The organism is Allobrachymonas wangyanguii (assembly GCF_045055315.1).
In the GTDB taxonomy this organism is placed as follows: domain Bacteria; phylum Pseudomonadota; class Gammaproteobacteria; order Burkholderiales; family Burkholderiaceae_C; genus Brachymonas; species Brachymonas wangyanguii.
In genome coordinates, this window is the sequence record NZ_CP173677.1 from 1,255,256 (window position 1) to 1,280,558 (window position 25,303).

The 25,303-nt window shown below is 63.2% G+C and carries 25 protein-coding genes; 9 read left to right on the plus strand and 16 right to left on the minus strand.

What is annotated here, in order from left to right:
- Window positions 1-3 precede the first annotated feature (3 nt).
- On the plus strand, window positions 4-1,545 hold the full coding sequence (locus ACI3EV_RS06130; protein ID WP_018715475.1) for a 2-isopropylmalate synthase: 1,542 nt from the start codon (window positions 4-6) through the stop codon (window positions 1,543-1,545).
- 1,105 nt (window positions 1,546-2,650) lie between these two features.
- Entirely contained in the window at window positions 2,651-3,796 is a 1,146-nt protein-coding gene (locus ACI3EV_RS06135; RefSeq protein WP_329771775.1) for a serine hydrolase, read from the plus strand.
- Between the two features lie 81 nt (window positions 3,797-3,877).
- Here ACI3EV_RS06135 and ACI3EV_RS06140 read toward each other — a convergent pair whose 3' ends face one another.
- Window positions 3,878-4,669: an IclR family transcriptional regulator gene (locus ACI3EV_RS06140; RefSeq protein ID WP_329771736.1), complete on the minus strand. Its 792-nt coding sequence runs from the start codon at window positions 4,667-4,669 to the stop codon at window positions 3,878-3,880.
- A gap of 80 nt (window positions 4,670-4,749) precedes the next feature.
- Window positions 4,750-5,508 (minus strand): arginyltransferase, encoded by a 759-nt coding sequence (locus ACI3EV_RS06145; protein WP_329771734.1) that lies wholly within the window; start codon window positions 5,506-5,508, stop codon window positions 4,750-4,752.
- A gap of 96 nt (window positions 5,509-5,604) precedes the next feature.
- On the opposite strand from ACI3EV_RS06145, the gene ung reads away from it, so the two are divergent.
- Window positions 5,605-6,264: a uracil-DNA glycosylase gene (gene ung / locus ACI3EV_RS06150; RefSeq protein ID WP_337691040.1), complete on the plus strand. Its 660-nt coding sequence runs from the start codon at window positions 5,605-5,607 to the stop codon at window positions 6,262-6,264.
- 116 nt (window positions 6,265-6,380) lie between these two features.
- Here the strand turns inward: ung and aat are convergent, their stop codons facing one another.
- Window positions 6,381-7,160 carry a leucyl/phenylalanyl-tRNA--protein transferase gene (aat, locus tag ACI3EV_RS06155; protein ID WP_337691042.1) on the minus strand — a complete coding sequence of 260 codons (780 nt, stop codon included), beginning with the start codon at window positions 7,158-7,160 and terminating at the stop codon, window positions 6,381-6,383.
- A 98-nt stretch (window positions 7,161-7,258) separates the two neighbouring features.
- Here aat and ACI3EV_RS06160 point away from each other — a divergent pair, with 98 nt between their 5' ends.
- Window positions 7,259-7,675 carry a DUF302 domain-containing protein gene (locus ACI3EV_RS06160; protein ID WP_329771730.1) on the plus strand — a complete coding sequence of 139 codons (417 nt, stop codon included), beginning with the start codon at window positions 7,259-7,261 and terminating at the stop codon, window positions 7,673-7,675.
- Between the two features lie 156 nt (window positions 7,676-7,831).
- On the opposite strand, the gene ACI3EV_RS06165 is transcribed toward ACI3EV_RS06160, so the two are convergent.
- From ACI3EV_RS06165 to ACI3EV_RS06190, 6 genes are all read right to left on the minus strand, one after another.
- Window positions 7,832-9,814 (minus strand): U32 family peptidase, encoded by a 1,983-nt coding sequence (locus ACI3EV_RS06165; RefSeq protein WP_329771728.1) that lies wholly within the window; start codon window positions 9,812-9,814, stop codon window positions 7,832-7,834.
- 84 nt (window positions 9,815-9,898) lie between these two features.
- A complete protein-coding gene (locus ACI3EV_RS06170) occupies window positions 9,899-10,690 on the minus strand; it encodes a peptidylprolyl isomerase (protein WP_337691045.1) in 792 nt (263 codons plus the stop codon).
- Between the two features lie 22 nt (window positions 10,691-10,712).
- On the minus strand, window positions 10,713-10,991 hold the full coding sequence (locus tag ACI3EV_RS06175) for a BolA family protein (RefSeq protein ID WP_329771725.1): 279 nt from the start codon (window positions 10,989-10,991) through the stop codon (window positions 10,713-10,715).
- Window positions 10,988-11,524 (minus strand): septation protein A, encoded by a 537-nt coding sequence (locus ACI3EV_RS06180; protein ID WP_329771724.1) that lies wholly within the window; start codon window positions 11,522-11,524, stop codon window positions 10,988-10,990. Before ACI3EV_RS06180 ends, ACI3EV_RS06175 begins: the two co-directional genes overlap by 4 nt.
- A gap of 81 nt (window positions 11,525-11,605) precedes the next feature.
- A complete protein-coding gene (gene msrB, locus ACI3EV_RS06185; protein ID WP_329771722.1) occupies window positions 11,606-12,049 on the minus strand; it encodes a peptide-methionine (R)-S-oxide reductase MsrB in 444 nt (147 codons plus the stop codon).
- Window positions 12,050-12,120: 71 nt separating this feature from the next.
- On the minus strand, window positions 12,121-13,599 hold the full coding sequence (locus ACI3EV_RS06190) for a protein adenylyltransferase SelO family protein (RefSeq protein WP_337691048.1): 1,479 nt from the start codon (window positions 13,597-13,599) through the stop codon (window positions 12,121-12,123).
- A 122-nt stretch (window positions 13,600-13,721) separates the two neighbouring features.
- Between ACI3EV_RS06190 and ACI3EV_RS06195 the strand changes: the two genes are divergently transcribed.
- The gene (locus ACI3EV_RS06195; RefSeq protein ID WP_337691049.1) at window positions 13,722-15,350 is read left to right on the plus strand and encodes a 3-(methylthio)propionyl-CoA ligase; all 1,629 of its coding nucleotides are present in this window, start codon (window positions 13,722-13,724) and stop codon (window positions 15,348-15,350) included.
- 94 nt (window positions 15,351-15,444) lie between these two features.
- On the opposite strand, the gene ACI3EV_RS06200 is transcribed toward ACI3EV_RS06195, so the two are convergent.
- Both ACI3EV_RS06200 and ACI3EV_RS06205 read right to left on the minus strand, forming a co-directional pair.
- A complete protein-coding gene (locus ACI3EV_RS06200) occupies window positions 15,445-16,038 on the minus strand; it encodes a hypothetical protein (protein ID WP_337691050.1) in 594 nt (197 codons plus the stop codon).
- A 182-nt stretch (window positions 16,039-16,220) separates the two neighbouring features.
- Window positions 16,221-16,979, minus strand: a complete 759-nt coding sequence (locus tag ACI3EV_RS06205; RefSeq protein ID WP_329771717.1) for a 3-hydroxyacyl-CoA dehydrogenase — start codon at window positions 16,977-16,979, stop codon at window positions 16,221-16,223.
- A gap of 148 nt (window positions 16,980-17,127) precedes the next feature.
- On the opposite strand from ACI3EV_RS06205, the gene ACI3EV_RS06210 reads away from it, so the two are divergent.
- A complete protein-coding gene (locus ACI3EV_RS06210; protein ID WP_337691052.1) occupies window positions 17,128-18,051 on the plus strand; it encodes a patatin-like phospholipase family protein in 924 nt (307 codons plus the stop codon).
- 173 nt (window positions 18,052-18,224) lie between these two features.
- Here ACI3EV_RS06210 and ACI3EV_RS06215 read toward each other — a convergent pair whose 3' ends face one another.
- Window positions 18,225-18,797 carry a phasin family protein gene (locus ACI3EV_RS06215; RefSeq protein WP_329771715.1) on the minus strand — a complete coding sequence of 191 codons (573 nt, stop codon included), beginning with the start codon at window positions 18,795-18,797 and terminating at the stop codon, window positions 18,225-18,227.
- 257 nt (window positions 18,798-19,054) lie between these two features.
- Here ACI3EV_RS06215 and ACI3EV_RS06220 point away from each other — a divergent pair, with 257 nt between their 5' ends.
- A complete protein-coding gene (locus tag ACI3EV_RS06220; protein ID WP_337691054.1) occupies window positions 19,055-20,443 on the plus strand; it encodes a DNA recombination protein RmuC in 1,389 nt (462 codons plus the stop codon).
- A 50-nt stretch (window positions 20,444-20,493) separates the two neighbouring features.
- Here ACI3EV_RS06220 and ACI3EV_RS06225 read toward each other — a convergent pair whose 3' ends face one another.
- The 3 genes from ACI3EV_RS06225 to efp all read right to left on the minus strand — a co-directional run bounded on the left by ACI3EV_RS06225 (window position 20,494) and on the right by efp (window position 22,440).
- Entirely contained in the window at window positions 20,494-20,730 is a 237-nt protein-coding gene (locus tag ACI3EV_RS06225; protein WP_329771712.1) for a hypothetical protein, read from the minus strand.
- Window positions 20,731-20,829: 99 nt separating this feature from the next.
- On the minus strand, window positions 20,830-21,774 hold the full coding sequence (locus ACI3EV_RS06230; protein WP_337691057.1) for a TIGR00730 family Rossman fold protein: 945 nt from the start codon (window positions 21,772-21,774) through the stop codon (window positions 20,830-20,832).
- Between the two features lie 111 nt (window positions 21,775-21,885).
- Window positions 21,886-22,440: an elongation factor P gene (efp, locus tag ACI3EV_RS06235; RefSeq protein ID WP_329771709.1), complete on the minus strand. Its 555-nt coding sequence runs from the start codon at window positions 22,438-22,440 to the stop codon at window positions 21,886-21,888.
- A 169-nt stretch (window positions 22,441-22,609) separates the two neighbouring features.
- On the opposite strand from efp, the gene ACI3EV_RS06240 reads away from it, so the two are divergent.
- On the plus strand, window positions 22,610-23,083 hold the full coding sequence (locus ACI3EV_RS06240) for a hypothetical protein (RefSeq protein ID WP_329771708.1): 474 nt from the start codon (window positions 22,610-22,612) through the stop codon (window positions 23,081-23,083).
- A gap of 19 nt (window positions 23,084-23,102) precedes the next feature.
- Window positions 23,103-23,558: a dUTP diphosphatase gene (gene dut, locus ACI3EV_RS06245; protein WP_337691060.1), complete on the plus strand. Its 456-nt coding sequence runs from the start codon at window positions 23,103-23,105 to the stop codon at window positions 23,556-23,558.
- 6 nt (window positions 23,559-23,564) lie between these two features.
- Here dut and mnmC read toward each other — a convergent pair whose 3' ends face one another.
- Window positions 23,565-25,172, minus strand: coding sequence for an FAD-dependent 5-carboxymethylaminomethyl-2-thiouridine(34) oxidoreductase MnmC (gene mnmC / locus ACI3EV_RS06250; protein ID WP_337691062.1), 1,608 nt, complete (start codon window positions 25,170-25,172; stop codon window positions 23,565-23,567).
- Between the last annotated feature and the right edge of the window lie 131 nt (window positions 25,173-25,303).

The following is a 25,303-nucleotide window of genomic DNA, read 5'->3' on the forward strand; positions in this document are numbered from 1 at the left end:
ACCATGTCCGACAAGCTCATCATTTTCGATACCACCTTGCGTGACGGCGAACAGTCGCCCGGCGCTTCCATGACCCGTGACGAGAAGATCCGCATTGCGCGCCAGCTGGAGCGCCTGCGCGTGGACGTGATCGAGGCCGGCTTTGCCGCCAGCTCCAACGGTGATTTCGAGTGCATCCAGGCCATCGCCAACACCATCAAGGATTCCACCGTCTGTTCGCTGGCGCGCGCCAATGACCGCGACATCAGCCGTGCGGCCGAAGCGCTCAAGGGCAGTGACCGTGCGCGTATCCACACCTTTATCGCCACCAGCCCGCTGCACATGGAGATGAAGCTGCGCATGACGCCGGAAGAGGTGCTGGAGCAGGCACGCCGCTCGGTGCGCTTTGCCCGCAACCTGGTAGCCGATGTCGAGTTCAGCGCCGAAGACGGCTACCGCAGCGACATGGACTTCCTGGTGCGCGTGTGCGAGGCGGTGATCAACGAGGGTGCTACCACCATCAATATTCCCGATACCGTGGGTTACGCCGTGCCCGAGCTGTATGGCAACTTCATCAAGACGCTGCGCGAGCGCGTGCCGAACAGTGACAAAGCGATCTGGAGCGTGCACTGTCACGATGACCTCGGCATGTCGGTGGCCAACAGCCTGGCCGGCGTGGCCATTGGCGGCGCACGCCAGGTCGAGTGCACCATCAACGGCCTGGGCGAGCGCGCCGGCAACTGCTCGCTCGAGGAAATCGTGATGGCGGTGAAGACGCGCAAGGACTATTTCAACCTGGAAGTCGGCATCGACACCCAGCAGATCGTTGCGGCCAGCCGCCTGGTCAGCCAGATCACCGGCTTTGTCGTGCAGCCGAACAAGGCGGTGGTTGGTGCCAACGCCTTTGCCCACGCCAGCGGCATCCACCAGGACGGCGTGCTCAAGGCGCGCGACACCTACGAAATCATGCGTGCCGAAGATGTGGGATGGAGCGCCAACAAGATCGTGCTGGGCAAGCTCAGTGGCCGCAATGCCTTCAAGCAGCGCCTGGAAGAACTCGGTATCCAGCTCGAGAGCGAGGACGAGATCAACAAGGCCTTTGCCAAGTTCAAGGAACTGGCCGACCGCAAGAGCGAGATTTTCGACGAGGACATCATTGCGCTGGTGGGCGACGAATCCGTGACCGGCGACAAGGAGTACTACGGCCTGGTGTCGCTGTCGCAAAGCAGCGTGATGGGTGCCCAGCCGCAGGCGGAAGTGGTGTTTACCGTGGGCGACCAGCAGGTCACCGGCAATTCCACCGGCAACGGCCCGGTCGATGCCTCGCTCAAGGCCATCGAGTCGCATGTGAACAGCGGTGCCGAAATGGTGCTGTATTCGGTCAATGCCATCAGCGGCAATACCGAAAGCCAGGGCGAAGTGACGGTGCGCCTGCAGCAGGCCGGCCGTATTGTCAACGGTGTGGGTGCCGACCCGGATATCGTGGTGGCATCGGCCAAGGCCTATATCAGTGCGCTGAACAAGCTGCACAGCAAGGTCGAGCGCGTCCACGCACAAGGCGTCTGATGCCCGGCTAGCATTGCCCATACCACGGCCTGTCTGCGGACAGGCCGTTGTTGTTTATGCGGGCGCGTTGCAATTGCCTGCAGTTGTTACACAAGCGGTCGCAACAGGCGTATAAATGGAGCTTGTCAGGTTTCTGAAAGACCATGTTCGCCAAATATTACAAATTAATGCTGTCTTAAGTTCATTTCCCAAGTCGTTGATATTGCGCCGGTTTTTATAGGGTGTAAACTTCTGTCATCGACGATCGGAAATCATTTCAAGGAAGTACACCATGTCCAATCGCCCCCAATTTGCGCAAAAAGGCTTTTTGACATTCCTTTCACAAGGTGCCTTGTGCGTAAGCGTGGCCTGTGCCACGCTGGCGCTGCCGGCACATGCCGCCAAGCCGGACGCCAAGGCCAAGCCGGCTGCGGCCAGTGCCAAGAAAACCAGCGTAGCCGCCAAGAGCAATGACAACAAGGCGGCTGACAAGGCCGCGCCCAAGGCAGAACGCGTTGCCAGGGGTAAGGCTGACAAGGATGAAGTCAAGACCACCACCCGCGTAGCCAAGGCGGGCAAGGACGACAAGGCCGCTACCACCAAGGTAGCCGCACGTGCCGCCAAGGATGACAAGGCAGAAGCCCCGGTCAAGGGCAAGGCCGCTACGGCCGAGCGTGCCTCCACCCGCAAGGGCGTGCGTCAGGCAGACGACAAGCCGGTGCTGCAGGTGCGTTATGCCGCAGGTGGCGTGAGCAAGGGCACGGCCGTGAAAGAGCCGGAAGTCCGCGCCGGCAAAGGTGCCAAGGTGGCTGCAACAGCAGAGCGCCCGGCACGTCGCCTGGGCAAGGCCGAGCGCCTGAAGGCTGAGCGCGAAGCGCGCCTGGAAGCCGAAGAACTGGCGCGCAAGCAGGCCATCGAGGCCGAACGCGAAAAGCGCGTGGCCGAAGCTGCGCGCCTGGAGCGCCAGCGCGAACTGGACCGTCAGCGCGAGGCAGAGCGCCAGAAGCGCCTGGCAGCGGCTGCCAAGGCGAAGCGAGACAACGAGCTGGAACAGGACCGCATTGCCACGTTGCTGGCCGAGCGCAACTCCAGGGTGCGTGAGGTAGGTGCGCCGGCTCCTTCCGTAGTGGCTGCGCCCGCAGCCGCTAGTGTGATCGCTCCGGCTGCCGTGCTGGCCGCCGCCAGCGCAGCACCAGCCCTGTCGCTGGTGCCGAGCCAGCCGGTCGCGGCCCGCCCGGTGGCAGCTCCGGCGGTGACTTACACCAGTACCCGCGTAGCCGCTCCGGCCGTGGTAGCAGCAGCGCCGGCACCGGCACCGATCGTGGTGGCGCCGGCTCCTGCACCGGTACGTACGCTGGTAGCCGCAGCCCCGGCACGCGTGCAACCCGAACAGAACCATTTCGTGCGCGTTTCCGTGCCGCAGCGTGATACCCTGGGCCGTATTGGTGGCCTGGGCAATGACAGCATGATGTCGCCGGCTGGCCTGCATTCCAGCGTGGCTTTCGTGATGGACCAGCAGACCGGCGAGGTGCTGCTGAACAAGAATGGCCGCATGGTGAGTTCGATTGCCTCCATCACCAAGCTGATGACGGCCGTGGTCATCATGGACGCCAACCTGTCCATGGACGAGCGCATCACCATCACCTATGACGACGTGGACCGCCTGAAAGGCAGCAGCTCGCGTCTGGCCGTAGGTACCACGCTGACACGCCAGGAGCTGTTGCACCTGACACTGATGTCTTCCGAGAACCGTGCGGCGCATGCACTGGGTCGTACCTATCCGGGTGGCATGAGCGAATTCGTGCGTACCATGAACATGCGCGCCATGATGCTGGGCATGAATGACACGCGTTATGTCGAGCCGACGGGCCTGAACAGCGCCAACCGTTCCAGCGCACGTGACCTGGCGTTGCTGACCAAGGTCGCCTACAGCTATCCGTTGATTCGCAACTACACCACCTATCCGGGTGCCGAGTTTGCCGTCAATGGCCGTTCGACCCGTTTCAACAACACCAACCGCCTGGTGCACAGCGTCAACTGGGACATCGGCCTGCAGAAGACCGGTTTCATTTCCGAGGCAGGCCGTTGCGTGGTGATGCAGAGCAATATCAATGGCCGCAACGTGCTGATCGTGCTGATGGATTCTTCCTCCAGCAACAAGCGCGTGGAAGATGCCGAGGCGATCCGCAACTTCGTGGAAGCCAAGTCGCGTGGTAGCCGTGGTTTTGCTTCCACCATCGCTTCGCGCGGCGCGGTGGACATGGCTTACTGAAGCCGGTAGCCAGCACACACGACAAAGGCGGGTTCGGATGAACCCGCCTTTTTCATGGGCACCCTGGGGGGCGTGCCGTGCTCAGGGACGATAGCCCATGTTGTGCGAAATTTCGTCGGCCGCTGTCTGCAGCTTGTCGACCCAGCCTTCATCGATGCGGTTGGCCGGTGCCGAGATCGACAGGCCGGCGATCAGCGTGCCCTGGTCGTTGTAGATGCCGGCGGCCATGCAGCGCACGCCCAGCTCCAGTTCCTCGTTGTCGCGTGCCAGGCCAATCTGGCGTACCTGCTGCAGCTCGCGCTCCAGCTGCGGCAGCTGGGTGATGCTGTTGCGCGTCTGGCCGCGCAGGCCGGTTCGCGTGGCGTAGGCACGCACGCGCTGGGCATCGTCACGTGACAGGAACAGCTTGCCGGTAGAGGTCAGGTGCAGCGGCGCGTGGGCACCGATGGCACGTACCACCTGCATGCCGGAACGTTCGCTGTAGGCGCGCTCGATATAGACGATTTCATCGCCCTGGCGCACGCTCAGGTTGATCGGCTGCTGGATCTGGCGGTGCAGCTCGCGCATCACGCGCAGGGCGGCATCGCGCACGCTGATGCGTGCCTTGACCAGGTTGCCCAGTTCCAGCAGGTGCATGCCCAGGCGATAGCTGCCGGTATCGGGACGATCGACAAAACCGCCGATCACCAGATCGTTCAGGATGCGGTGCGCGGTGCTGGGATGCAGCCCGGAGCGTTCGCTGATTTCCTTCAGGCTCAGTGGTTCGTCGCGCTCGGCCAGGATGTCGAGCAGCACGAACATGCGCTGCAGCACCTGGATGCTGATGTCGGCGTACTTGTCGGAATCGCCCGGAGAGGAGGTGTTTGCTTGCATGGGGATGGCGTCAACGGAAAACCGTATGGGCTGCTGTGACAGTAAAACCCCATTCTACAATATGAAAAGATGACGGGTGTTCAGGGCCGTGGCTGAAACAGCGGCGCGCTGCAGTCGGCAAAGCGCATCCAGCGGTCGTCCAGGCGCAATTCGAATGGGCGGTAGCGCACCTTGTAGCGCATCTTGTCTGACTGCTCGATCCAGTAGCCCAGATAGACATGGCGGCGGCGCGTGCGACGTGCCAGCTCGATCTGCCAGAGGATGGCGTAGCTGCCATAGGAGGCACCGGCATCGGACTCGTAAAAGGTGTAGACGGCCGAGAGGGCGTTGGGCGTGACGTCGATGATGGAGACGATCTTGAGTTCGCCATACAGCCGGAATTCGACCAGCATGCTCTCCAGCGGGCTTTCGAGCAGGAAGTTGCGATAGTCTTCGGGCGTGTTGTCGTCCATGCCGCCCCCATTGTGGCGCGCGTGCTGGTAGCGGCGGTACAGGTCGTAGTGTTCGTCGGTGTAGGCCAGTGGCAGCAGTTCGGTGGTCAGGTCGCCGTGCTGGCGCAGGGCGCGCCGCTGGCTGCGATCAGGCCGGAAGGCCTGCACCGGAATGCGCATGGGGACGCAGGCATGGCATTCGTGGCAGGCCGTGCGGTAGGTGGTGACGCCGCTGCGGCGAAAACCCTGTTCCAGCAGGGCATCGTAGCTCCAGGAATCGACTTTCTGGATCGGAACCACCACTTGCGATCGTGCCTCTTGTCCGGGCAGGTAGCCACATGCATAGCTGGCGGTGGAGCGCAGCTGAAACAGGTGTTGTTGCAAGGAATGCGGGCTGTGATCGGACATGCTGTCATGGTAGCGCATGTCATGGATTGGTGGTAATCAGGTTTTCCATGACGTATGATGCTGGCGCAAGAATAGTCCCTGCATAGGAGATTCGTTGTGCATACCTGGACCGACGCCATTGGCGCAGAAAAACAGCAGCCGTATTTCACTGATTTGTGGGCGCGCGTGCGCCAGGCGCGGCAGCAGGGTGCCACCATTTATCCGCCGACTGATGAGGTGTTCAGCGCGTTTTCGCTGACGCCGTTCGAGTCCGTGAAGGTGGTGATCCTGGGGCAGGATCCCTACCACGGGCCAGGTCAGGCGCACGGGCTGGCGTTTTCGGTCAAGCCCGGCATTGGCGTTCCACCATCGCTGCAAAACATCTACAAGGAGCTGGTGAACGATATTCCCGGCTTTGTCATGCCGCAGCACGGCTTTCTGCAGCACTGGGCCGAGCAGGGCGTGTTGCTGCTGAACACCGTGCTGACGGTACAGGCTGGACAGGCGCATTCCCATGCGAGCTGGGGATGGGAGACGTTTACCGACCGCGTGGTGGAGCAGCTGAACCAGGGGCGTGACGGACTGGTGTTCCTGCTCTGGGGTAGCCATGCGCAGCGCAAGGGCGCCATGATAGACCGGCAGCGCCATCTGGTACTCAAGGCGCCGCATCCCTCACCGCTGTCGGCCTACCGCGGCTTCTTTGGTTGCGGGCATTTTTCGAAGGCAAATGCCTGGTTGCAGCAGCATGGACAGGCGCCGGTGGACTGGCAGGTATGAGAACCTGTGCTACGCGAAGAATACCTTCCAAGTTATTGATATTACAAGATATACGCGACTTCATGTAAAACATGAGGTGCAAGCCCGGCGCTTGTCATATCATGTGACCCATGACATCACATATCTGATGTATCTACATGATATTCATCAATATTGAGGCCAAGTAACTGCCAATCATGCCGTTCCGACTGCCAATGCATGGCCGGCAGCTGTTGCTGGCGCCGGATGGAGCGGATAAAGTCTGCCCGCGGGATCGGGCTGGCACCCAGACTGGCCAGATGCGGTGTTTCCTGCTGGCAGTCGATCATCTCCACGCCATGGCGCAGGCACAGGCCGACCAGCGCCGCCAAGGCGATCTTGCTGGCATCGGGCACGCGCGTAAACATGCTTTCGCCATACACGGCGCGGCCCAGCGCCACGCCGTAGAGACCGCCCACCAGCCGGCCATCGATCCAGGTTTCCACGCTGTGCGCCAGGCCGCGTGCATGCAGTTCGCCATAGGCAGCGCGGATATCGTCGGTGATCCAGGTGCCGCCCTGGTCGCTGCGCGGACCGGCGCAGGCCAGCATCACCTCGTCAAAGCAGCTGTCGATACGGATCTCGCAGCCGGGTGTCTGTATGAAGCGTTGCAGCGTCTTGCGCAGCGACTTGTGCAGGCGGAAGTTCCCGGGTCGCAGCACCATGCGCGGGTCGGTGCTCCACCAGAGGATCGGCTGGTCGTCGCTATACCAGGGGAAGATGCCATGGGCGTAGGCCTGCTCCAGCGTATCGGCATCGAGCATGCCGCCGGCAGCGAGCAGGCCGGGAAAAGGGGTGTTGTCGTCCAGCGCCTGCGCGGGAGGCGGGAAGGGCTGGTGCGGGTCTAGCCAGGGAATGGTGAATTGGGAGGCGGGCATCGTGATTTCCTGTTGCCTGTCATCTTAAGGCTGGCAAGGCTTGTGTTAGGCTGGATCAGCTTCCCTATCCCCATCCCTGCCTTTCAGGAGTCACGCTTATGAGCCATCCAGTGCACACGACCATTGACGGACTGGTCCAGCGACCCAGCCCGCTCTCTGCCCGGCAAACCGCCGACCGGGTCGAATCGCTGGTCCGGGAGCGCGGCCTGACGGTGTTTGCGCGCATCGACCATGCAGCGGGTGCGGAGGCGGCTGGGTTGGCGCTGCGACCGACCGAGCTGTTCATTGTTGGCAATGCCATGGGCGGTACGCCACTGATGGTCAGCGCGCAGACTGCTGCTATCGATCTGCCGTTGAAGATCCTGGTCTGGGAAGACGAAGCAGGGCAGGTATGGCTGGGCTACAACGATCCGGTCTGGATCGCGCAGCGCCATGGCGCGGCCGACAGCCCGGTGGGCCTGAAGCTGCGCGCCGTGCTGCAGCAACTGGCCGAAGCAGCCGTCCAGCAGACTTGAGGCAGGCAAGCCGAAAGCTGAAATGCCGTTTTCTCGCAAGCAGGGCAGACGAAGCCGTGGCAGCTGACTAACCGGCTGGCCGGACAGCGCAGTTGCTGTACCGCGGCATCATCCTGCGTACGTTGCCCAAGGTGCAGCCCCGCCAGACAGCTCGCCTCAACCCTGCGTCCGGTAGAACTGGACTGGCACTTCCATCGTCGCGCGGTCTGCGGCCGGTACCACGCCACGCTTCTTGATGTGCGGCTGCAGCTTGCCCATGACGTGCATCTCGCAAGGCTTGCAGTCGAACTTGAGCGTATAGGTCTCGTCTTCGTGCGTGATGGTGAGCGGTTCGGCGCGCACCTGGCCTTGCACGCCTTTCACGCCCTTGGCTTGCTTCGGGCACATGCTGAGCGAGTAGCGCACGCAGTGCTTGGTGATCATGAGCGGCACTTCGCCTTCTTCCTCGTGCGCTTCGTAGGCTGAGGCAATCACCTGCACGCCATGCCTGGCATAAAAATCACGCGCCTGGTGGTTGAAGACGTTGGCCAGATAGGTCAGGGTGTCTTCCGGGAACTGAGCCGGTGGCTCGACTGGTGTGGCGCGTTGCGGGCGCTCGTAGCCCTGCAGGCGCGCTTCGTCGAGTGCCTCGATGGCGGCGCGACGCAACGCATTCAGCTGGGAGGCCGGGATGAACCAGGGCTGGGCCGTGGCCACATCGACCGATACGGCCTGGTAGCAGGTGGCGCCGAGTTTGGCCAGATGCTCTTCGAGTGCCTGCTGGCCACGGGCCAAATCGCGTGCCGGCTCCTTGCTGCAGGCCAACGTGGCGCTGCCGGCATGGCCTTCGGCATCAATCAGCTGCAGCTGCACGCCGTCATCCGTATCTTCCAGCCGGATCCAGACGGCGATGCGACGCTCGGCGCTCGGGCGCTCCAGCGTGCGCACCCAGTCCATGTCACGGTTGCGGTTGATGATGGTGTCGGCGCGCAGGTCACGCAGGCTGGTGATCGGATCCTTGGGGAAGACGCGCCAGTGGCCGGCCTGGCCCAATGGCTCGGCACGGTTGATCTGCAGGCCAACCAGGTTGTTGCGCAGGTCGTGGTAGCACAAGCCATCGCCGTTGTGCAGCACGCTGGCGGTGTCGTCGGTGATCAGGTCCACGCTGTCGGGGTTGACCTTGCGCACGTAGCCAATCGGGCGGCCCGGGTTTTTCGGGCTGTCAAAGGCGCCGATGGTCTGCTGGCGGCCATGGGTGAAGTAGTCGGTGCTGCCGCGGTTGAAGTTCTGCGCCGGATCGGGCGTGAAGCCGAAGCTGCACTGGCCGCTGCTGCCCGGCGCCAGTTCGGGGCGCTGTTCCAGGATCGCATCGAGCAGGCTGCGGTAGTGGGCGGTGATGTTCTTCACATAGCCCATGTCCTTGTAGCGGCCCTCGATCTTGAAGCTGCGGATGCCGGCGTCGATCAGCGCTTCCAGGTTGGCGCTCTGGTCGTTGTCCTTCATGGACAGCACGTGCTTGTCCTTGGCGACGATGCGGTTCTGGCTGTCGGTGACTTGCCAGGGCAGGCGGCAGGCCTGGCTGCAGTCACCACGGTTGGCGCTGCGACCGGTGCTGGCATGGCTGATATAGCACTGGCCGCTGTAGGCCACGCACAGTGCGCCGTGGATGAAGTGCTCCAGATTGCAGCGCACCGGGTCGGTAGCGGCGCGGATGGCGGCGATCTGCTCCAGATCGAGTTCGCGCGCCAGCACGATCTGGCTGAAGCCGACGTCCTGCAGGAAGCGTGCCTTTTCCGGCGTGCGGATATCGGTCTGCGTGCTGGCATGCAGCTGGATCGGCGGCAGGTCGATCTGCAGCAGGCCCATGTCCTGGATGATCAGGGCATCGATACCGGCCTCGTAGAGCTGCCAGATCTGCCGGCGCACCGGCTCCAGCTCATCATCGCGCAGGATGGTGTTCTGCGTGACGAAGATGCGGGCATGGTAGCGGTGGGCAAACTCGGCCAGTCGCGCAATGTCCTGCACGCTGTTGGCGGCGTTGACGCGCGCACCATAGGCTGGCCCGCCGATATAGACGGCATCGGCGCCGTGGCGGATGGCCTCGATGCCGATGTCGGCGTCGCGGGCGGGGCTGAGCAGTTCAATCTGGTGCGGGAGCATGGCAGAATCGGGTGCGGAAAAAATGTCAAAGGGCGAACCGCCATGGTAGCGGTTCGCCCGGAAAATACCAGTGCTGGCGCGCGTTTACTGGATGCGTGCCTTGCTGATCAGGTCTTGCTGCATGGCTTCGACCTTGTCCTGCTGCAGCTTCTCGGCCAGCATGGCCTTGACCTGCTCGAACGGCGGGATGTTCTGTGCCGGACGCGCATCGTCCTGGCGGATGATGTGGTAGCCAAACTGGGTCTTCACCGGCTTGCTGACTTCGCCTTTCTTCAGTGCCTGCAGGGCGGCCGAGAACTCGGGCACGTAGGCCGCTGCCGGCGCCCAGTCCAGGTCGCCACCGAGTACGGCCGAGCCCATGTCCTTGGACTTGCTGCGTGCCAGGGTTTCGAAGTTGGCGCCCTTGGCCAGTTCGGCCAGCACGGCATTCGCTTCTTCCTCAGTCTCGAGCAGGATGTGGTGCGAGCGGTATTCCTGCTGGTCGCCGACGGCACGGTCGTATTCGGCCTTGATCTCGGCATCGGTCACCGGATGCTGCTTCAGGTGGTCTTCGGCCAGCAGGTTGACCAGGATGGCGTCACGCGCACTTTGCATGCGGGTGGCGAATTCAGGCGTCAGGTTCAGGCCACGCTGCTCGGCTGCCTGTATCAGCGCGGCATCCTCGATCAGCTGCTTGCGCACGTTGGCTTCCATTTCGGGCGGAATCGGCTGGCCGCTGCGGGCGGCTTCGGCGCGCACCAGGTTCATCACGCCTTCGAACTTGGCGATCGGCACCGGCTTGCCATTGACGATGGCGATGTTCTGCGCCAGCACGGCAGTAGCGGTCACGGCCAGTGCGATGCCGGTCAGGGAATACAGGACTTTTTTCTTGATCATGGAGTGCTCGGGGGAAAGGGAATCAGTCTTTCAGGATGTCGATGGCGAGCGCGTGCAGGCCTGCCTCGATTTCTTGTTGCAGTGCATCATACACAAGGCGGTGGCAGGCCACGCGCGTCTTGCCGGTGAACACCGGGGCAGCGATGCGCACGCGGAAATGGGTGCCGTAGCCGAGGCCGTTGGCACCGGCGTGGCCGGCATGGTTGCCGGATTCGTCAATCACTTCCAGGCGCGTGGGTTGCAGGGCCTGCTCCAGCTTGTGTTGCAGCAGGTCGGCGGTTGGAATGGCGGCGGTGTTCATGAGGGTTCCTTGTCCTTCCAGTGGCGGGCAATGTACAGGCCCTGTCCGATTACGAACAGGATCGGGAAGACATAGCCCCAGAGCTTGAAATCGACCCATTGGGCAGTGGTGAAGTAGTGCGCGACGAGGCCGTTGATGGCGGCCATGAACAGGCAGTAGCCGATCCAGGCAATTGTCAGGCGATGCCAGACCGGCTGCGGCAGCACCATCTGCGAGCCGAGCAGGATCTGCAGCACGTTCTTGCGCATGCCCCACAGCGCGACCGCCAGGGCGATGGCCATGGCGGCGTAGAGCACGGTGGGCTTCCACTTGATGAAACGGTCATCGCGCAGGATCAGCGTGAGTGCACCAAACACCAGGATCAGCGCCAGTGTCGCTTTCTGCATGGTGTTGAGCTGGCGGTCCATGGCGTAGAGGATGGCCATCTGCACCACGGTGGCAGCCATCAGCACGGCGGTGGCCGTATAGATGTCGCCCAGCTTGTAGGCGGCAAAGAACAGGATGATCGGGATGAAGTCCAGCAGTTGTCTCATGGGCGGTGCGCAAAAGCGGCCGCATGCAGCGGCCAAACCACTATTCTCCCTGATTCAGGGATCATCCTGCAGACAAAAGGGTTACGGATGGTAGTCCGGATCAGTATCGTCGGGCTCGGCCGGCACGAAATCGAGCGAGGCCGAGTTGATGCAGAAACGGTCGCCGGTGGGCGCCGGGCCATCGGGGAAGACATGGCCCAGATGCGAGCCGCAGTTGCTGCACAGCACTTCCTCGCGGATCATGCCATGGCTGGTGTCGCGGCGGCTGACCACGGCATCAGCGCTGATCGGCTGGTAGTAGCTCGGCCAGCCACAGCCGGCATCGAACTTGGTCTGGCTGGCGAATAGCGGCTGGTCGCAGCAGATGCAGCGGTAGACGCCTTCGGCATAGTGGTCGGCGTAGACACCGGTAAAGGCGTGTTCGGTGGCGGCTTCACGCGTGACCTGGTAGGCGACCGGTTCGGCGTTCTTGCTGGCGAGTACTGCTTCCCATTCGATCGGGGTTTTCTTGACGGGGAAATCCATGGTTGCCTCCTTCGTGATGGTTTGTGCCAGTGTAGGACAAATGGCGATGTGAATGTGTCAGACGGAGCCGCTCAGGACGAGCAGCTGATGGAGAGCTGGCTGGCCCAGTCCGGCGCCGGTTCGGCATAGGCGCTGCCATCCCAGCGCGTCTCATAAGGGTGGGTGCAGGCTTCGAGCAGGTCGCGCACGCCCTGGTCGTCGCCTTGTTCGGCGCGTTCGATGGCGAGCTGGCACAGGTGATTGCGCGGCACCACGGCCGGGTTGCTGCGCAGCATCTGCTGGCCGGCGTCGGGCAGGGCGTGCTGTTGCAGCAGGGTCTGGTAGCTGTCCAGCCAGGCTTGCAGGCCGGCACGGTCAGGCGTCAGCGCCAGCACGGCATCGAACTGGCCGGCACCGCCGTGCACTGCCAGCGAGAGCCGACGCCAGAAAGCGGTGACATCGATGCGGCCGGCCTGCATCAGCTGCTGCAGCTGCTGGCCCAGATCGCGCACCGGTGCATCGGCCTGCAGGCCCAGCTTGGCGGCCATGCGCTGCGCCAGGGCATCGGCATGCTGTTGTGCAAAACCGTCCAGCGCCTGCTTGGCCTGGTCCACCTCGCCAATCAGCGGCAGTAGCGCCTGGCCGAGCGCGTACAGGTTCCACAGCGCGACATCGGGCTGCTGCCCGTAGGCGTAGCGGCCATGGCTGTCGCTGTGGTTGCAGATATGGTTGGCATCGAAGCCGTCCATGAACTGGTAGGGGCCGTAGTCGATCGTCAGGCCGAGGATGCTCATGTTGTCGGTGTTCATCACGCCGTGGCAGAAGCCGATCGCCTGCCAGTCGGCCAGCAGGGTGGCGGTGCGGCGCGTGACTTCCTGGAGCAGCGCGGCATAGGGCGATCCGGCTGCCTGGCGGCATTCCGGATAGAAGGTATCGATCACGTAATCGGCCAGCTGCCGCAGTTCGGCATCCATCTGGCGCGCGGCAAAGTGCTCGAAATGGCCAAAGCGCACAAAGCTGGGGGCAAAGCGCGTGACGATGGCAGCCTGTTCCACGCGTTCGCGGTAGACCGGCAGTGGCGAGGCGCTCAGGCAGAGTGCGCGCGAGGTCGGGATACCCAGCGCTTGCATGGCTTCGGAGGCGATGAACTCGCGGATCGAGGAACGCAGCACGGCACGGCCATCGCCGCGGCGCGAGTAGGGCGTGAGGCCGCTGCCCTTGAGCTGGATTTCCTGCAGCTGGCCCTGGGCATCCGGCAGCGCGCCCAGCGTGAGCGCACGGCCATCGCCGAGCTGGCCGGCCCAGACGCCAAACTGGTGGCCGCTGTAGACGCTGGCCCAGGTCTGGCTGCCGGAAGGCAGGGCATTGCCGCTGAACAGCTGCAGCGCCTGCTCGCCCTGCAGCCAGGCTGGATTCAGGCCCAGGTCGGCAATCGCCTGCGGGCTGTGTGCGACCCAGCGCGGATCGGGCACCGGCACCGGTGGCAGCTTGCTGACAAAGGCATCGCCCAGGGCGGCCAGGCCGGGCTGCCACTGCGGTTCGTGCGGGAGGGAACGGGAATCGGCTTGCATGGCCGCATTGTGCGGCAGACTGCAATTTCCTTGTGCCAGACGGGATTGTCCCCAAGGCAAATACGGCATAATGGAACAGGATAGCTATCGCTACATCATTACTACACACAAGGAGATTGCCCATGCTAGGCCAGATGCAGGTTCAGCAACTGCTGATTTCGTCCCTGATCGAGTTTGCTGCCGCCAACCACAGCGATACCGAGATCGTGTCGCGCCGCGTGGAAGGTGATATCCACCGCTACACCTGGGCCGATGCGGCATCGCGCTCGCGCCAGCTGGCGAATGCGCTGGACGCCCTGGGCCTCAGTAGTGATGCCCGCGTGGGTACGCTGGCCTGGAACGGTTACCGCCACCTGGAGCTGTACTACGGTGTCAGCGGTACTGGCCGCGTGGTGCACACCATCAACCCGCGCCTGCACCATGAGCAGATGGCCTGGATCGTCAACGACGCCGGCGATGAGGCCCTGTTCTTCGAGATCAACTTCCTGCACCTGGCGCAGCAGATCCGCCCGCTGTGCCCGGGCGTGAAGCACTGGGTCATGCTGTGTGATGACGAACACCTGCCGGCTGACCATGGCATTCCCGGCCTGGCCAGCTACGAAAGCCTGATCCGCCATCGCAACACCACCTACGACTGGCCCACGTTTGACGAGAACACCGCGGCCGGCCTGTGCTACACCAGCGGCACCACGGGCAATCCCAAGGGCGCGCTGTACTCCCACCGCTCCAACATCCTGCACGCCTACGCCGCCGTCATGCCCGACGCCATGTGCCTGAGCGCGCGCGACGCGGCGATGCCGGTGGTGCCGATGTTCCACGTCAATGCCTGGGGCACGCCCTACAGCATGGCCATGATTGGCTGCAAGGTGGTGTTCCCCGGCCCCAATCTCGATGGCAAGTCGCTGTATGAGTTGATCGATTCCGAAAAGGTGACATTTGCCGCCGGCGTGCCGACGATCTGGCAGATGCTGCTGATGCACGTGCAGATGAACAAGCTGGAATTTACGCACTTCAAGCGCACCGTGATTGGCGGTTCGGCCTGCCCGCCGGCCATGATCGATGCCTTCGAGCAGATGGGTGTTACCGTGATCCACGCCTGGGGCATGACCGAGCTGTCACCGCTGGGCGCGCTGAGCACGCTCAAGGCCAAGCACGACCAGTTGCCGCTGGCCGAGCAGAAGCGCCTGCTGGCCAAGCAGGGCCGCCCGATGTTTGGCGTCGAGCTCAAGATCGTCGATGCCGAAGGCCAGGCACGTCCGCATGATGGGGTCGCCTATGGCAACCTGATGGCACGCGGCAACTGGGTGGTGGACCGCTACTTCGGTTTCGAAGAGAGCGCCCTGAGCGAAGACGGCTGGTTCCACACCGGCGACGTGGCCACCATCGATGCCGATGGCTATATGCAGATCACCGACCGCAGCAAGGACGTGATCAAGTCTGGCGGCGAGTGGATCAGTTCCATCGATATCGAGAACATCGCCATGGGTCACCCGGCCGTGGCCATGGCCGCCTGCGTCGGCATGCCGCACCCCAAGTGGGACGAGCGTCCGGTGGTGGTGGTGGCACTCAAGCCGGGCCAGCAGGCCACGCGCGAAGAGCTGCTGGCGTTCTACGATGGCAAGATCGCCAAGTGGCAGACGCCGGATGACGTGGTGTTTGTCGACGAGATCCCGCTCGGCTCTACCGGCAAGATGCTGAAGAACAAGGTCCGCGACTTGCTGGGCGACTACAAGCTGCCCGATCTGCGCTAAACCCTGATCTTGCGGCTACTGCGGTAGCCTCGATAAGGCAACGGCCATGCAGTCATCACTGCATGGCCGTTGTCATTGGGGGCTGTCAGCGCGCTCAGTCGCGTCCCTTGCCATTCCCCTTGCCGTTGTTGCCCTTGCCCTGGTGGCCGCGCTCGCCATCGCGGCGATCCCAGCGGCGCTTGTCGTCATCGCGGTGCCAGCGGCGATCATCATCGCGATCTTTCAGGCGCACCGGCTGGCCGCGCGGATCCAGGTTGGCATTGCCGTTGTAGTACTTGCCTTTGCCGTAATGGCCATAGGCATTGCCGTTGTTCTTTTTCAGCGCCTTGGCGCGCGGGGAATTCGCGTTGACGAAATACACCGGGCGGTTGCAGCTCTTGTAGTCCTTGCAGTAACGTTTCCAGTCCTTGCGATGCGCATCTGGCACATACAGATAGACCGGCTGGTTGATATAGCCGGTACGCGTGATGATGCGCGGATCGTTGTAGTAGACCGGCGGGCTGACGCGGCTGTCACCCAGCACGATCTGGCCATAGACGCCGTGCGTCAGCGGGGCACCGACGGTGATGTTGTTGTACCAGGGGTTCACCGTGACGGTGGTCTGGGCCTGGGCACCCGTGGCAGCCAGCAGGCTGCCCATGCCGATGCCTGCAGCCAGCAGGATCTTGTGCGTGAGGCGGTTTGTCATGGGACTCTCCTTGTTCTGTCGTCCAGGACTGGACGGATGTGACTCTTCGCGCATTGTGCGCCCGGCACCGGTTGCCGGTGTATGTGCCTGTAACAAGAGAAAGCCAGCCCGGGCACAAGGCTGGGGCTGGCTTACGCTTGCGGACACTTGTTACCAGTGTCCGCACAGGGCAGGGCGACGGATCAGCGCATGCCCATGCGGATGGCGCCGTCCAGGCGGATCACTTCGCCGTTGAGCATGTCGTTGTCTAGGATGTGCTTGACCAGCTTGGCGTAGTCATCCGGGCGGCCCAGACGGCTCGGGAAGGGTACGCTGGCAGCCAGAGAATCCTGCACTTCCTGCGGCATGCCGAACAGCATGGGCGTGCCCATGATGCCCGGGGCAATCGTCATGTTGCGCACGCCGTTGCGCGCCAGGTCACGTGCCACCGGCAGCGTCATGCCGATCACGCCGCCCTTGGACGAGGCGTAGGCGACCTGGCCGATCTGGCCTTCGTAGCCGGCAATGGAGGCGGTGGAGATCATCACGCCGCGCTCGCCGGTCGGCTCGGGGTCGTTCTTGCACATGGCCGTAGCGGCCAGGCGAATCATGTTGAAGGAGCCGATCAGGTTGACCGTGATCACTTTCTGGAACAGTTCCAGGCTGTGCGGGCCGTTCTTGCCCACGGTTTTTTCGGCCGGTGCGATGCCGGCGCAGTTCACCAGACCGACCAGCTTGCCCAGACCGGTGGCGGTATCGACCACTTTCTGGCCATCGGCCTCGTCCGCCACGTTGGCCTTGACGAACACGCCGCCCAGCTCGGCCGCCACGGCCTTGCCGCGCTCTTCATTCATGTCGGCGATGACGACCTTGCCGCCTTCGGCTGCCAGCATGCGAGCCGTGCCTTCACCCAGGCCCGATGCGCCACCCGTGACAATAAAAACCTTGCCCTTGATCTCCATGTTGTGCTCCTTGTGATTGACGTTTACGTAAAGGTAATGTCTGATTGTAGTGGGACAGGGCGCTGTCCGCCATGTTTTTCTGCGCCTTGCCGATGATTGTGCATGAATCCTGTGCATCATCGGGATATTGAGACACAGAGGAGGACGCATGTCGCGCATGCCCGGAAAAACCAAGCTGCTGGCCAGCTGTCTGCTGGCCGGCCTGATGACCCTGACGGGGTGTACCGTGACCACGCCGTATCCGGTGGTCAAGGAGCCGCCATCTCCGGTCGTGAACAGACCGGCCGTGGCGCGCAAGCCGGTATTGGCGCTGGCGCTCGGCGGCGGTGCAGCGCGCGGCTTTGCCCACGTGGGTGCGCTGCAGGCGCTCGATGCCGCCGGCATTCGGCCCGATATCGTGGTCGGCACCTCGGCCGGCAGCGTGGTGGGTGCCATCTATGCCAGCGGCCTGCGTGGTGATGCCTTGCGCCAGGCCGCCGAGAAAGTGGAGCAGACCTCGATCACCGACTGGCAGCTGCCGCTGCTGAACCGTGGTGTGCTGCGTGGCGTCTCGCTGGAGCGCTTCATCAACGAGCAGGTCGGCAATCGCAACATCCAGTCCATGCCGATGCGGCTCGGCATCGTCGCCACCGACCTGCAATCTGGCGAAGGCATCCTGTTCCGCAGTGGCAACACCGGCCAGGCGGTACGCGCTTCGAGCGCCGTGCCGGGCGTGTTCGAGCCGGTGCGCATTGGTACGCGCGATTATGTCGATGGTGGCCTGGTGGCACCGGTGCCGGTGCTGTATGCGCGCCAGATGGGTGCCGATGTGGTGGTTGCCATCGACATCAGCAGCAAGCCGGGCGATGCCGCCACCACCGGCCAGCTGCAGGTGCTGATGCAGACCTTCACCATCATGGGCAAGACCATCAGCAAGTTCGAGCTGACCCAGGCCGACGTGGTGCTGCGCCCACAACTGGCTGGCATGTCGAGCGCCGATTTCAGCAACCGCCAGAAATCCATCGAGGCGGGGCGGGCGGCCATGCAGCAGGCACTGCCGCAGATCCGGGCCGCGCTGCAGCCGAAGCGCTAAACCAGCGACGGCTGTCGCAGACAAAAAAAGCCCCGCACGAGGCGGGGCCAATTGCATCTGCTACCGGCATTGCACCGGGAACGAGACACAAGGAGACAACTGGTGTCTGGCTGCGGGTAGCTTTATCGAAAGTCCCGCAGCATGGAAGTTCTTGTTAAGAAGCGGAAGCCTGATTACTTGGCAACCGGCTTCTTGGCAGCAGCAGCTGCAGAAGCAGTAGCCGTCTTGGTAGCGTTCACGGCGGTGTTGGCCATGGCGTTGAAGTTGGCTTCAGCAACGTCGGAAGCTTGCTTCACGGCTTTTTGCACGGATTCGAAAGCGGTGTTGGCAGCAGACACGGCGTTCTTCATCATGGCAACGCCAGCTTCGGAACCAGCCGGAGCGTTCTTGCTCATGTTTTCAACAACGGCGTTCACTTTGCTCTGGGCTTCGGTCGTTTGTGCTTCGAACACCTTGGTGAACTCGGCAGCGGTACCGGAAGTGATGTCGTACAGGTGACGGCTGTAAGCAGCAGTCTTCTCAGCCAGGGGCTGGAACAGGGAAGCTTGCAGAGCCAGCAGTTCCTGGGCGTCCTTGACGGACATGGCAGCCTGGGTGGTTTCAGCAGCGTCGGTCAGGGCGGCCTTGGCAGCGCTCACGTTCAGGTCGATCAGCTTCTCAACGCTTTCGAAAGCCTTGTTGGTCAGACCAAACAGGGTTTCCATGTTAGCTTTGTGAGCGGCGGCGATTTGTTCAGCGGTCAGCATAGTAGTATCTCCAAAAATGCACTATCAGGTGAAGAACTGCGGTTGATTATCTGGAATCCTTGCAGACCCCGCGCCGACGCCACAGCTTCCATCGGCTTTATGTTGCGCTGCAACATGACTCGTATTATAGGGGTGTTGTGTGACAGATCAAGCGATTTTTGTGCATTGCAGCAAAAAACCACTGCAGCTTTGCAACACCTTGTATCTGCAACTGGCATGACCCCTTGTGCCTGCCCCTGTTTTCCCATTCGTAGCCCATGTTTGATACCGATCCCTTCCTGCTGGCCGGCCTGCTGTTGCTGCTGCTCAACCTGATCCTGCTGCTGGTGCTGTTGTGGCGCCTGCAGAATCGCCAGGCGCTGCATGACATGCGTGAATCCCTGTTTGATGACCTGCGCGATCTGGTGCTGCACGGCAATGAGCGGCTGGAGCGCGAACTGCGCCAGGAGCTGGCCGAAACCAGTCGCAGCAATCGCCAGGAGCAGGGCGATGCTCTGGCACGCTTCCAGAACAGCCTGCTGCAACAGGGCGCCGAAGCTGCACGCAACCAGCACCAGCAGTTGGATGCCATGGCGCAGCAACTCGGCCAGCTGCAGCTGCGCCTGCTGGAAACGCTGGGCCAGCAACTCGATCGTGTGCACCAGACCAGCGCCGAACAGCTGCAGGGCGTGCGCCAGACGCTGGAGGCGCAGCTGCAGCAACTGCAGGAAGGCAATACACGCAAGCTGGAAGAAATGCGCCAGACCGTGGACGAAAAACTGCAGTCCACACTGCACACGCGGCTGGACCAGAGCTTCCGCCAGGTCGCCGAGCGGCTGGAGATGGTGCAGCGCGGCCTGGGCGAGATGCAGGCGCTGGCGCAGGGCGTGGGCGATCTCAAGCACCTGCTGACCAATGTGAAGACGCGCGGCATGTTCGGCGAGGCGCAGCTGGGTGCCTTGCTGGAACAGGTATTTGCGCCGGAGCAGTACGCCAGCCAGGTGCAGCTGCACCCTGAAGGCCGCCATGCGGTGGACTTTGCCATTCGCCTGCCGGGCCGTGGCGATGCCAGCCAGCCGGTCTGGCTGCCGATCGATGCCAAGTTTCCGAATGAAGACTACGAGCGCCTGCTCGAAGCGCAGCAGCGTGCCGATGCCATGGCGGCGGATGAGGCAGCGCGCCAGCTGGAAACCCGCATCCGCCAGGAGGCCCGCGCGATTGCCGAACGCTATGTGCGCCCGCCGTACACCACCGATTTCGCCATCCTGTTCCTGCCGTCCGAAGGCCTGTATGCCGAGGTGTTGCGTCGCCCCGGACTGGTGGAAAGCCTGCAGCGCGAGCATCGCATCACGCTGGCCGGACCGACCACGCTGCTGGCCATGCTCAACTCGCTGCAGATGGGATTCCGCACGCTGGCTCTGGAACAGCGCAGCAGCGAAGTCTGGCAGGTGCTGGGCGCGGTCAAGACCGAATTTGGCAAGTTTGGCGAGGTGCTGACGCGCGTCAAGAGCCAGACCCAGACCGTGCTGCGCACGCTGGACCAGGCCGAGGTACGCAATCGTGCCATGCAGCGCGTGCTGCGCCAGGCCGAAGCCTTGCCGCAGGACCAGAGCAGCGCGCTGCTGGGCCAGGACGATGCAGGGGATGGCGAATCGCAACAGCCCTGACAGCACAAGGCCTGCACGCAGCAGGCCTTGCTGCAGGGCAGGTGGAGGTGTCAGTCGATGATGATCACGGCACCATCCGGACCGACGCTGCACTTGCCATTCTTCTGATGTCCCGGCGGGCAGAAGCCGCCACCAGGCAGGCAGTTGCCCTTCTTCGCCTGGCCGGGCGGACAGACGCCGGAATTGGCCGGGCCGCCGGAACCGTAGTAGCCACCATCCGGGCCTACTGCCACGGTGCAGCCAGCCAGCAGGGCGCCCAGAAAAGTCGCAGAGAGCAGGGCTTTCATGTCGATCTCCTTGTCGTTGTTGCTATCCGCCCATCCTGACATGCTTCGCGTAAGCCAATGGTTGCGACAGGTAGCTGCCGGTAACAACACGCAAGCAGATCAGCCTGGTTGCTTTCCGTCCTCATCCAGTGCACCGCAACCGGCATCGTGCAGGACGGATCGCACGCCCTCATCGTCGCAATTGAGCTGGTAGAACTCGCGGATGCAGCGCCAGGCATCTTCCGGCGTATCCACGTAGCTGATCAGCTGCAGGTCTTCCGGCGAGATCATGCCTTCCTCGGCCAGCACTTCCAGATTCAGCACACGCTTCCAGTAATGGCTGCCATACAGCACGATCGGGACCGACTTGGTCTTGCGCGTCTGCACCAGCGTCATTACCTCGAACAGTTCGTCCAGCGTGCCAAAGCCGCCGGGGAATACCACCAGGCCGAGTGCGCGCATCATGAAATGCATCTTGCGCAGCGCAAAGTAGTGGAACTTGAAGTTCAGCGCCGGCGTGACGTAGGGGTTGGAAAACTGCTCGTGCGGCAGCGTGATGTTCAGGCCGATGGTCGGTTCGCCGGCTTCGCTGGCACCGCGGTTGGCGGCTTCCATGATGCCGGGACCGCCGCCAGTACAGATATACAGATGCGTATCGCGCGGCTTGCCGATGCTGTATTCGGCCACCAGCCGGCCAAAGGCGCGTGCCGCCTGGTAGTGTTCGGCGCCGCGCGCCATGTGCTCGGCGCGCTGCAGCAGCGCCGGGTCGCCGCTGCGTTCAGCTTCCTGGCGCGCCTGGGTCGCCATTTCGGGCGAGGGCAGGCGGGCGCTGCCGTAGACCACGATGGTGTGGTCAATCTCGCGCTTGTCCAGCTCCATCTCGGTTTTCAGCATCTCGATCTGCAGGCGGATGCTGCGGGTTTCGCTGCGCAGCAGGAATTCGGGATCGGCAAAGGCCAGTCGATTCGAATCCGGATGCAGCAGCGTGCCCTGGTCGGTCAGGGTCTGCAGGTCGTTCCAGGCACGTGCCAGGCGTTCCTGGCTCAGGTTGACAGTTTGTTCCATGCGAAAGCGGCTTTCAGGGTTTGGCTGGCGCGCAGGGCGCCCAAAACGACAAAAGGCTTCCGGAGAAGCCTTTTGTTCACGATGTCTAGGTGACGGCTGTCACCTGTCATCTTATACGCGCTTGCGGTACTCGCCAGTGCGGGTGTCGATTTCGATGCGGTCGCCCTGGTTCACGAACAGCGGCACGGACACTTCAAAGTCGGTCGCGATCTTGGCCGGCTTCAGCACCTTGCCGGAAGTGTCGCCCTTGACGCCCGGCTCGGTCCAGGTGATTTCACGCTCGACGCTGGTCGGCAGTTCCACGGAGATCGCCTTGCCGTCGTAGAACACGACTTCGGCTTCCATGCCTTCTTCCAGGTAGTTCAGGGCGTCACCCATGTTGTCGGATTCGACTTCGTACTGGTTGTACTCGGAATCCATCCACACGTACATCGGATCAGCGAAGTAGCTGTAGGTGCATTCTTTCTTGTCCAGGATGATGTGATCCATCTTGTCGTCGGCCTTGAACACGACTTCGGTACCGAAGTTGTTCAGCAGGCTCTTGAGCTTCATGCGCACGGTAGCAGCGCCGCGGCCGCCACGGGCGTATTCGGTCTTCAGGACAACCATCGGGTCTTTGCCGTGCATGATCACGTTGCCGGCGCGGATTTCTTGTGCGATTTTCATGATGAGTAACTGGGTTGTGCCGCGCGCATCGGGCGGCTGGTACAGGCAGGCCCGGTGCAGTCTCGTGCAGTATGATGGGCGCTGGAAGAGTTGCAGTTTACTAGCTGCAAACCCTTATTTTACCCCTAATTGCCCCCCGCTTGTCCAGCCGGCACCCCTGGCTCCTGTCATGGCATCCAACCCGATCCAGTCCCTGTTGCAACAGCTGTCCTCCGGACAGGGCTCCAGTGCCAGCCAGCCCTGGGCGCCGCCGCCGCATGGCGACTTCGAGCGCTATGCGCAGCAGCTGGTGCAGGACAACAACCGGGCGCTGCTGCAAGACCTGCAGCGGCAGACCGGCAACACCGATCTGGGTTCCTGGCGCTGGCGACTGCAGCAGTGGGCCATGCAGCACAACCAAGGCCAACAGCCCGCCCGCCTGCCGGTGCCTGTCACCCCGCCTCCGGCCCCAGCGGCCACTACGCCCCCGGCAGCGCCGCGCCCGGTACGCCGCAAGTCGCGCATGCCCTCGATCATGATGTCGCTGGTAGTGCTGCTGATCGTGTTGCCGGATGACCTGAAACCGCTGCCGGTGGTCGGTTTTATCGCTGCCATGTTTATTCCGCCCATCCGCAACTGGCTGCTGCAGGACCAGCAGCCCTGACTGATCCATTAGCTAGCCCATGCCACCCCAAGTCGAACTCAAGATACTGGACGCCCGCCTGCACCAGCAAATGCCGGCCTATGCCACACCCGGCAGCGCCGGCCTGGACCTGCGCGCCTGCATCGATGCGCCGCTGGAGCTGGCGCCTAACGCCTGGCAGCTGGTACCCACCGGCATGGCGATCCACTTGGCCGATCCCGGCTATGCCGCCATGCTGCTGCCGCGTTCCGGCCTGGGGCACAAGCACGGCATCGTGCTCGGCAACCTGGTCGGCCTGATCGATAGCGATTACCAGGGCCAGTTGATGGTCAGCCTGTGGAATCGCACCGATACACTGTTCGTGATCGAGCCGATGGAGCGCGTGGCGCAGATGGTGATCGTGCCGGTGCTGCAGCCGCAATTCACGCTGGTGGAAGAGTTCTCTGGCAGCAGCGCGCGCGGCGAGGGTGGCTACGGCTCGACCGGTCGCCAGTAAGCCGGATCAGCTTGTCTTGTCCAGCCAGCGGCTGGCCGCCAGCAGGCGCGCCAGCCGCTTTTCCAGTGGCCAGGGCTCGTCGTGCAGCTGCGCGGCCAGCAGCTCGCCCGCCAGCACCGACAAGCTGAGCCCGCGCGCGCCCATGCCGCAACTCAGTTGCAGGCCTTTCAACACTCCCGGCTGAACCGACAGGGCGCCAACGGCCGGCAGGCGGTCCGGCAGCGTGGCACGCACGCCGGCCCAGCCGTGACCCCGCGCGTGGTCAAAATCGTCGTGCAGGATATCGGCTGCAGCCGGGTGCAAAAGCTGCAGCTTCTGCCAGATCTCGGGAAATTCCTGTTTGCGCACATCAGGTGAATTATCAGATCGGGTAAAGGTGGATCCGGTAATCCAGATGGATCCGTTCTGCGCTGATGTCTGCCACGGAATATGGCAGGCCAGACTGCCCTTGCCGTTGACCGGCACGGCGGGCAAGGCGTCATGTGCCTGATCCTGCCAACCCCAGGCGACCTGGCCGCGCAAGGGGTTCAGCGGCAAGGTTTGCTGCAGCGATTGCAGCAGCTGGCGCGAATCGAATCCGGCTGTCAGCACCAGCAACTCCGTTTCGCTGATCAGCGTGCCGGCGGCGTCCAGCAGCTGCCAGGGTGCATCGGCCTGGCTACGTTGCAGCGCATGCACCGCCGTGTTGCCAATAAAGCGGATATTCGGGTGCTCCAGCTGCGCCTGCACCAGCCGCCAGGGCTTGATCCAGGCGGCGCAGTCGTGCCAGACCGCGGTCGCATGGGCGGGCAGGCCGGCGTCCTGGATTTGCCGGGAGGTTGCGGCGCTGGCCCAGGGGTGGCTTGCGCTGATCCAGTCCGGGGCATCGTCCGCATCGGCTAGCCATTGGCGGGGCAGCTTGCTCTTGCCATCCACGCAGTGTTCCAGCACACCGGTAGCGGCCCAGTCCTCGCCGGGTTGCAGCAACTTCTGCGCGCGTTGCAGCGTGCTGCGGATGCCGGCACGGATCACGCGTGATATCAGGGTGTCATCGGCCGAGCTGTGCGGCACCACCAGGCCAACCGGCAGGCCGGAAGCACCAGCGGCCGGACGCGCAGCCCGATCCAGTACCGTAACCTGCCAGCCGCGTTCGGCCAGGCTGCGCGCCACGGCACTGCCAGACAGGCCGGCACCGATGACGGTGGCCTGGCGTGGAACCGCAGCCGGTGCCGACGCCGTACGCCAACGCGGCGCAAAACGCAGGCTGCCGGCAGTCAGCTCGGTGGCCGGTTCCCAGCCGCGCGCGCGCAGCTGCGCCAGCCAGTCTTCAGGGAGAGGGGTATCGGCGCGATCCAGCTGCAGCAGCGTACCGTGCCGCGCCAGCGCACTCAGGCCGGCGGCCAGGCCTTCACGTTGGGAGCGATCGGCTTGCTGCAGCAGGTTGGCAGACAGGGTGATATGGGCAAAGTGTCCGCTGGCTTCACGCAGCAGCTGCCAGGGATCGCCAATAGCCAGATGCAGGTCCAGCCGGCCCGGCAGCAACGGCAGCCGATGCCAGCCCGGCAGCAACGGCAGCCGATGCCAGCCCGGCAGCAGACCCCAGGCCTGTTGCTGGATCGCCTGCTGCAATGGCACCTGTTCTTCAGGCGTTGCGGCCAGCGGCAGGCAGGCCTGTTGCAGCCACTCTGTGCTGGGGGCCGCAGGGCAGATCCAGACCAGTTGCCGGCTGCCCGGATGTTCCGTACGGACATGCGCGAGTGGCGGCA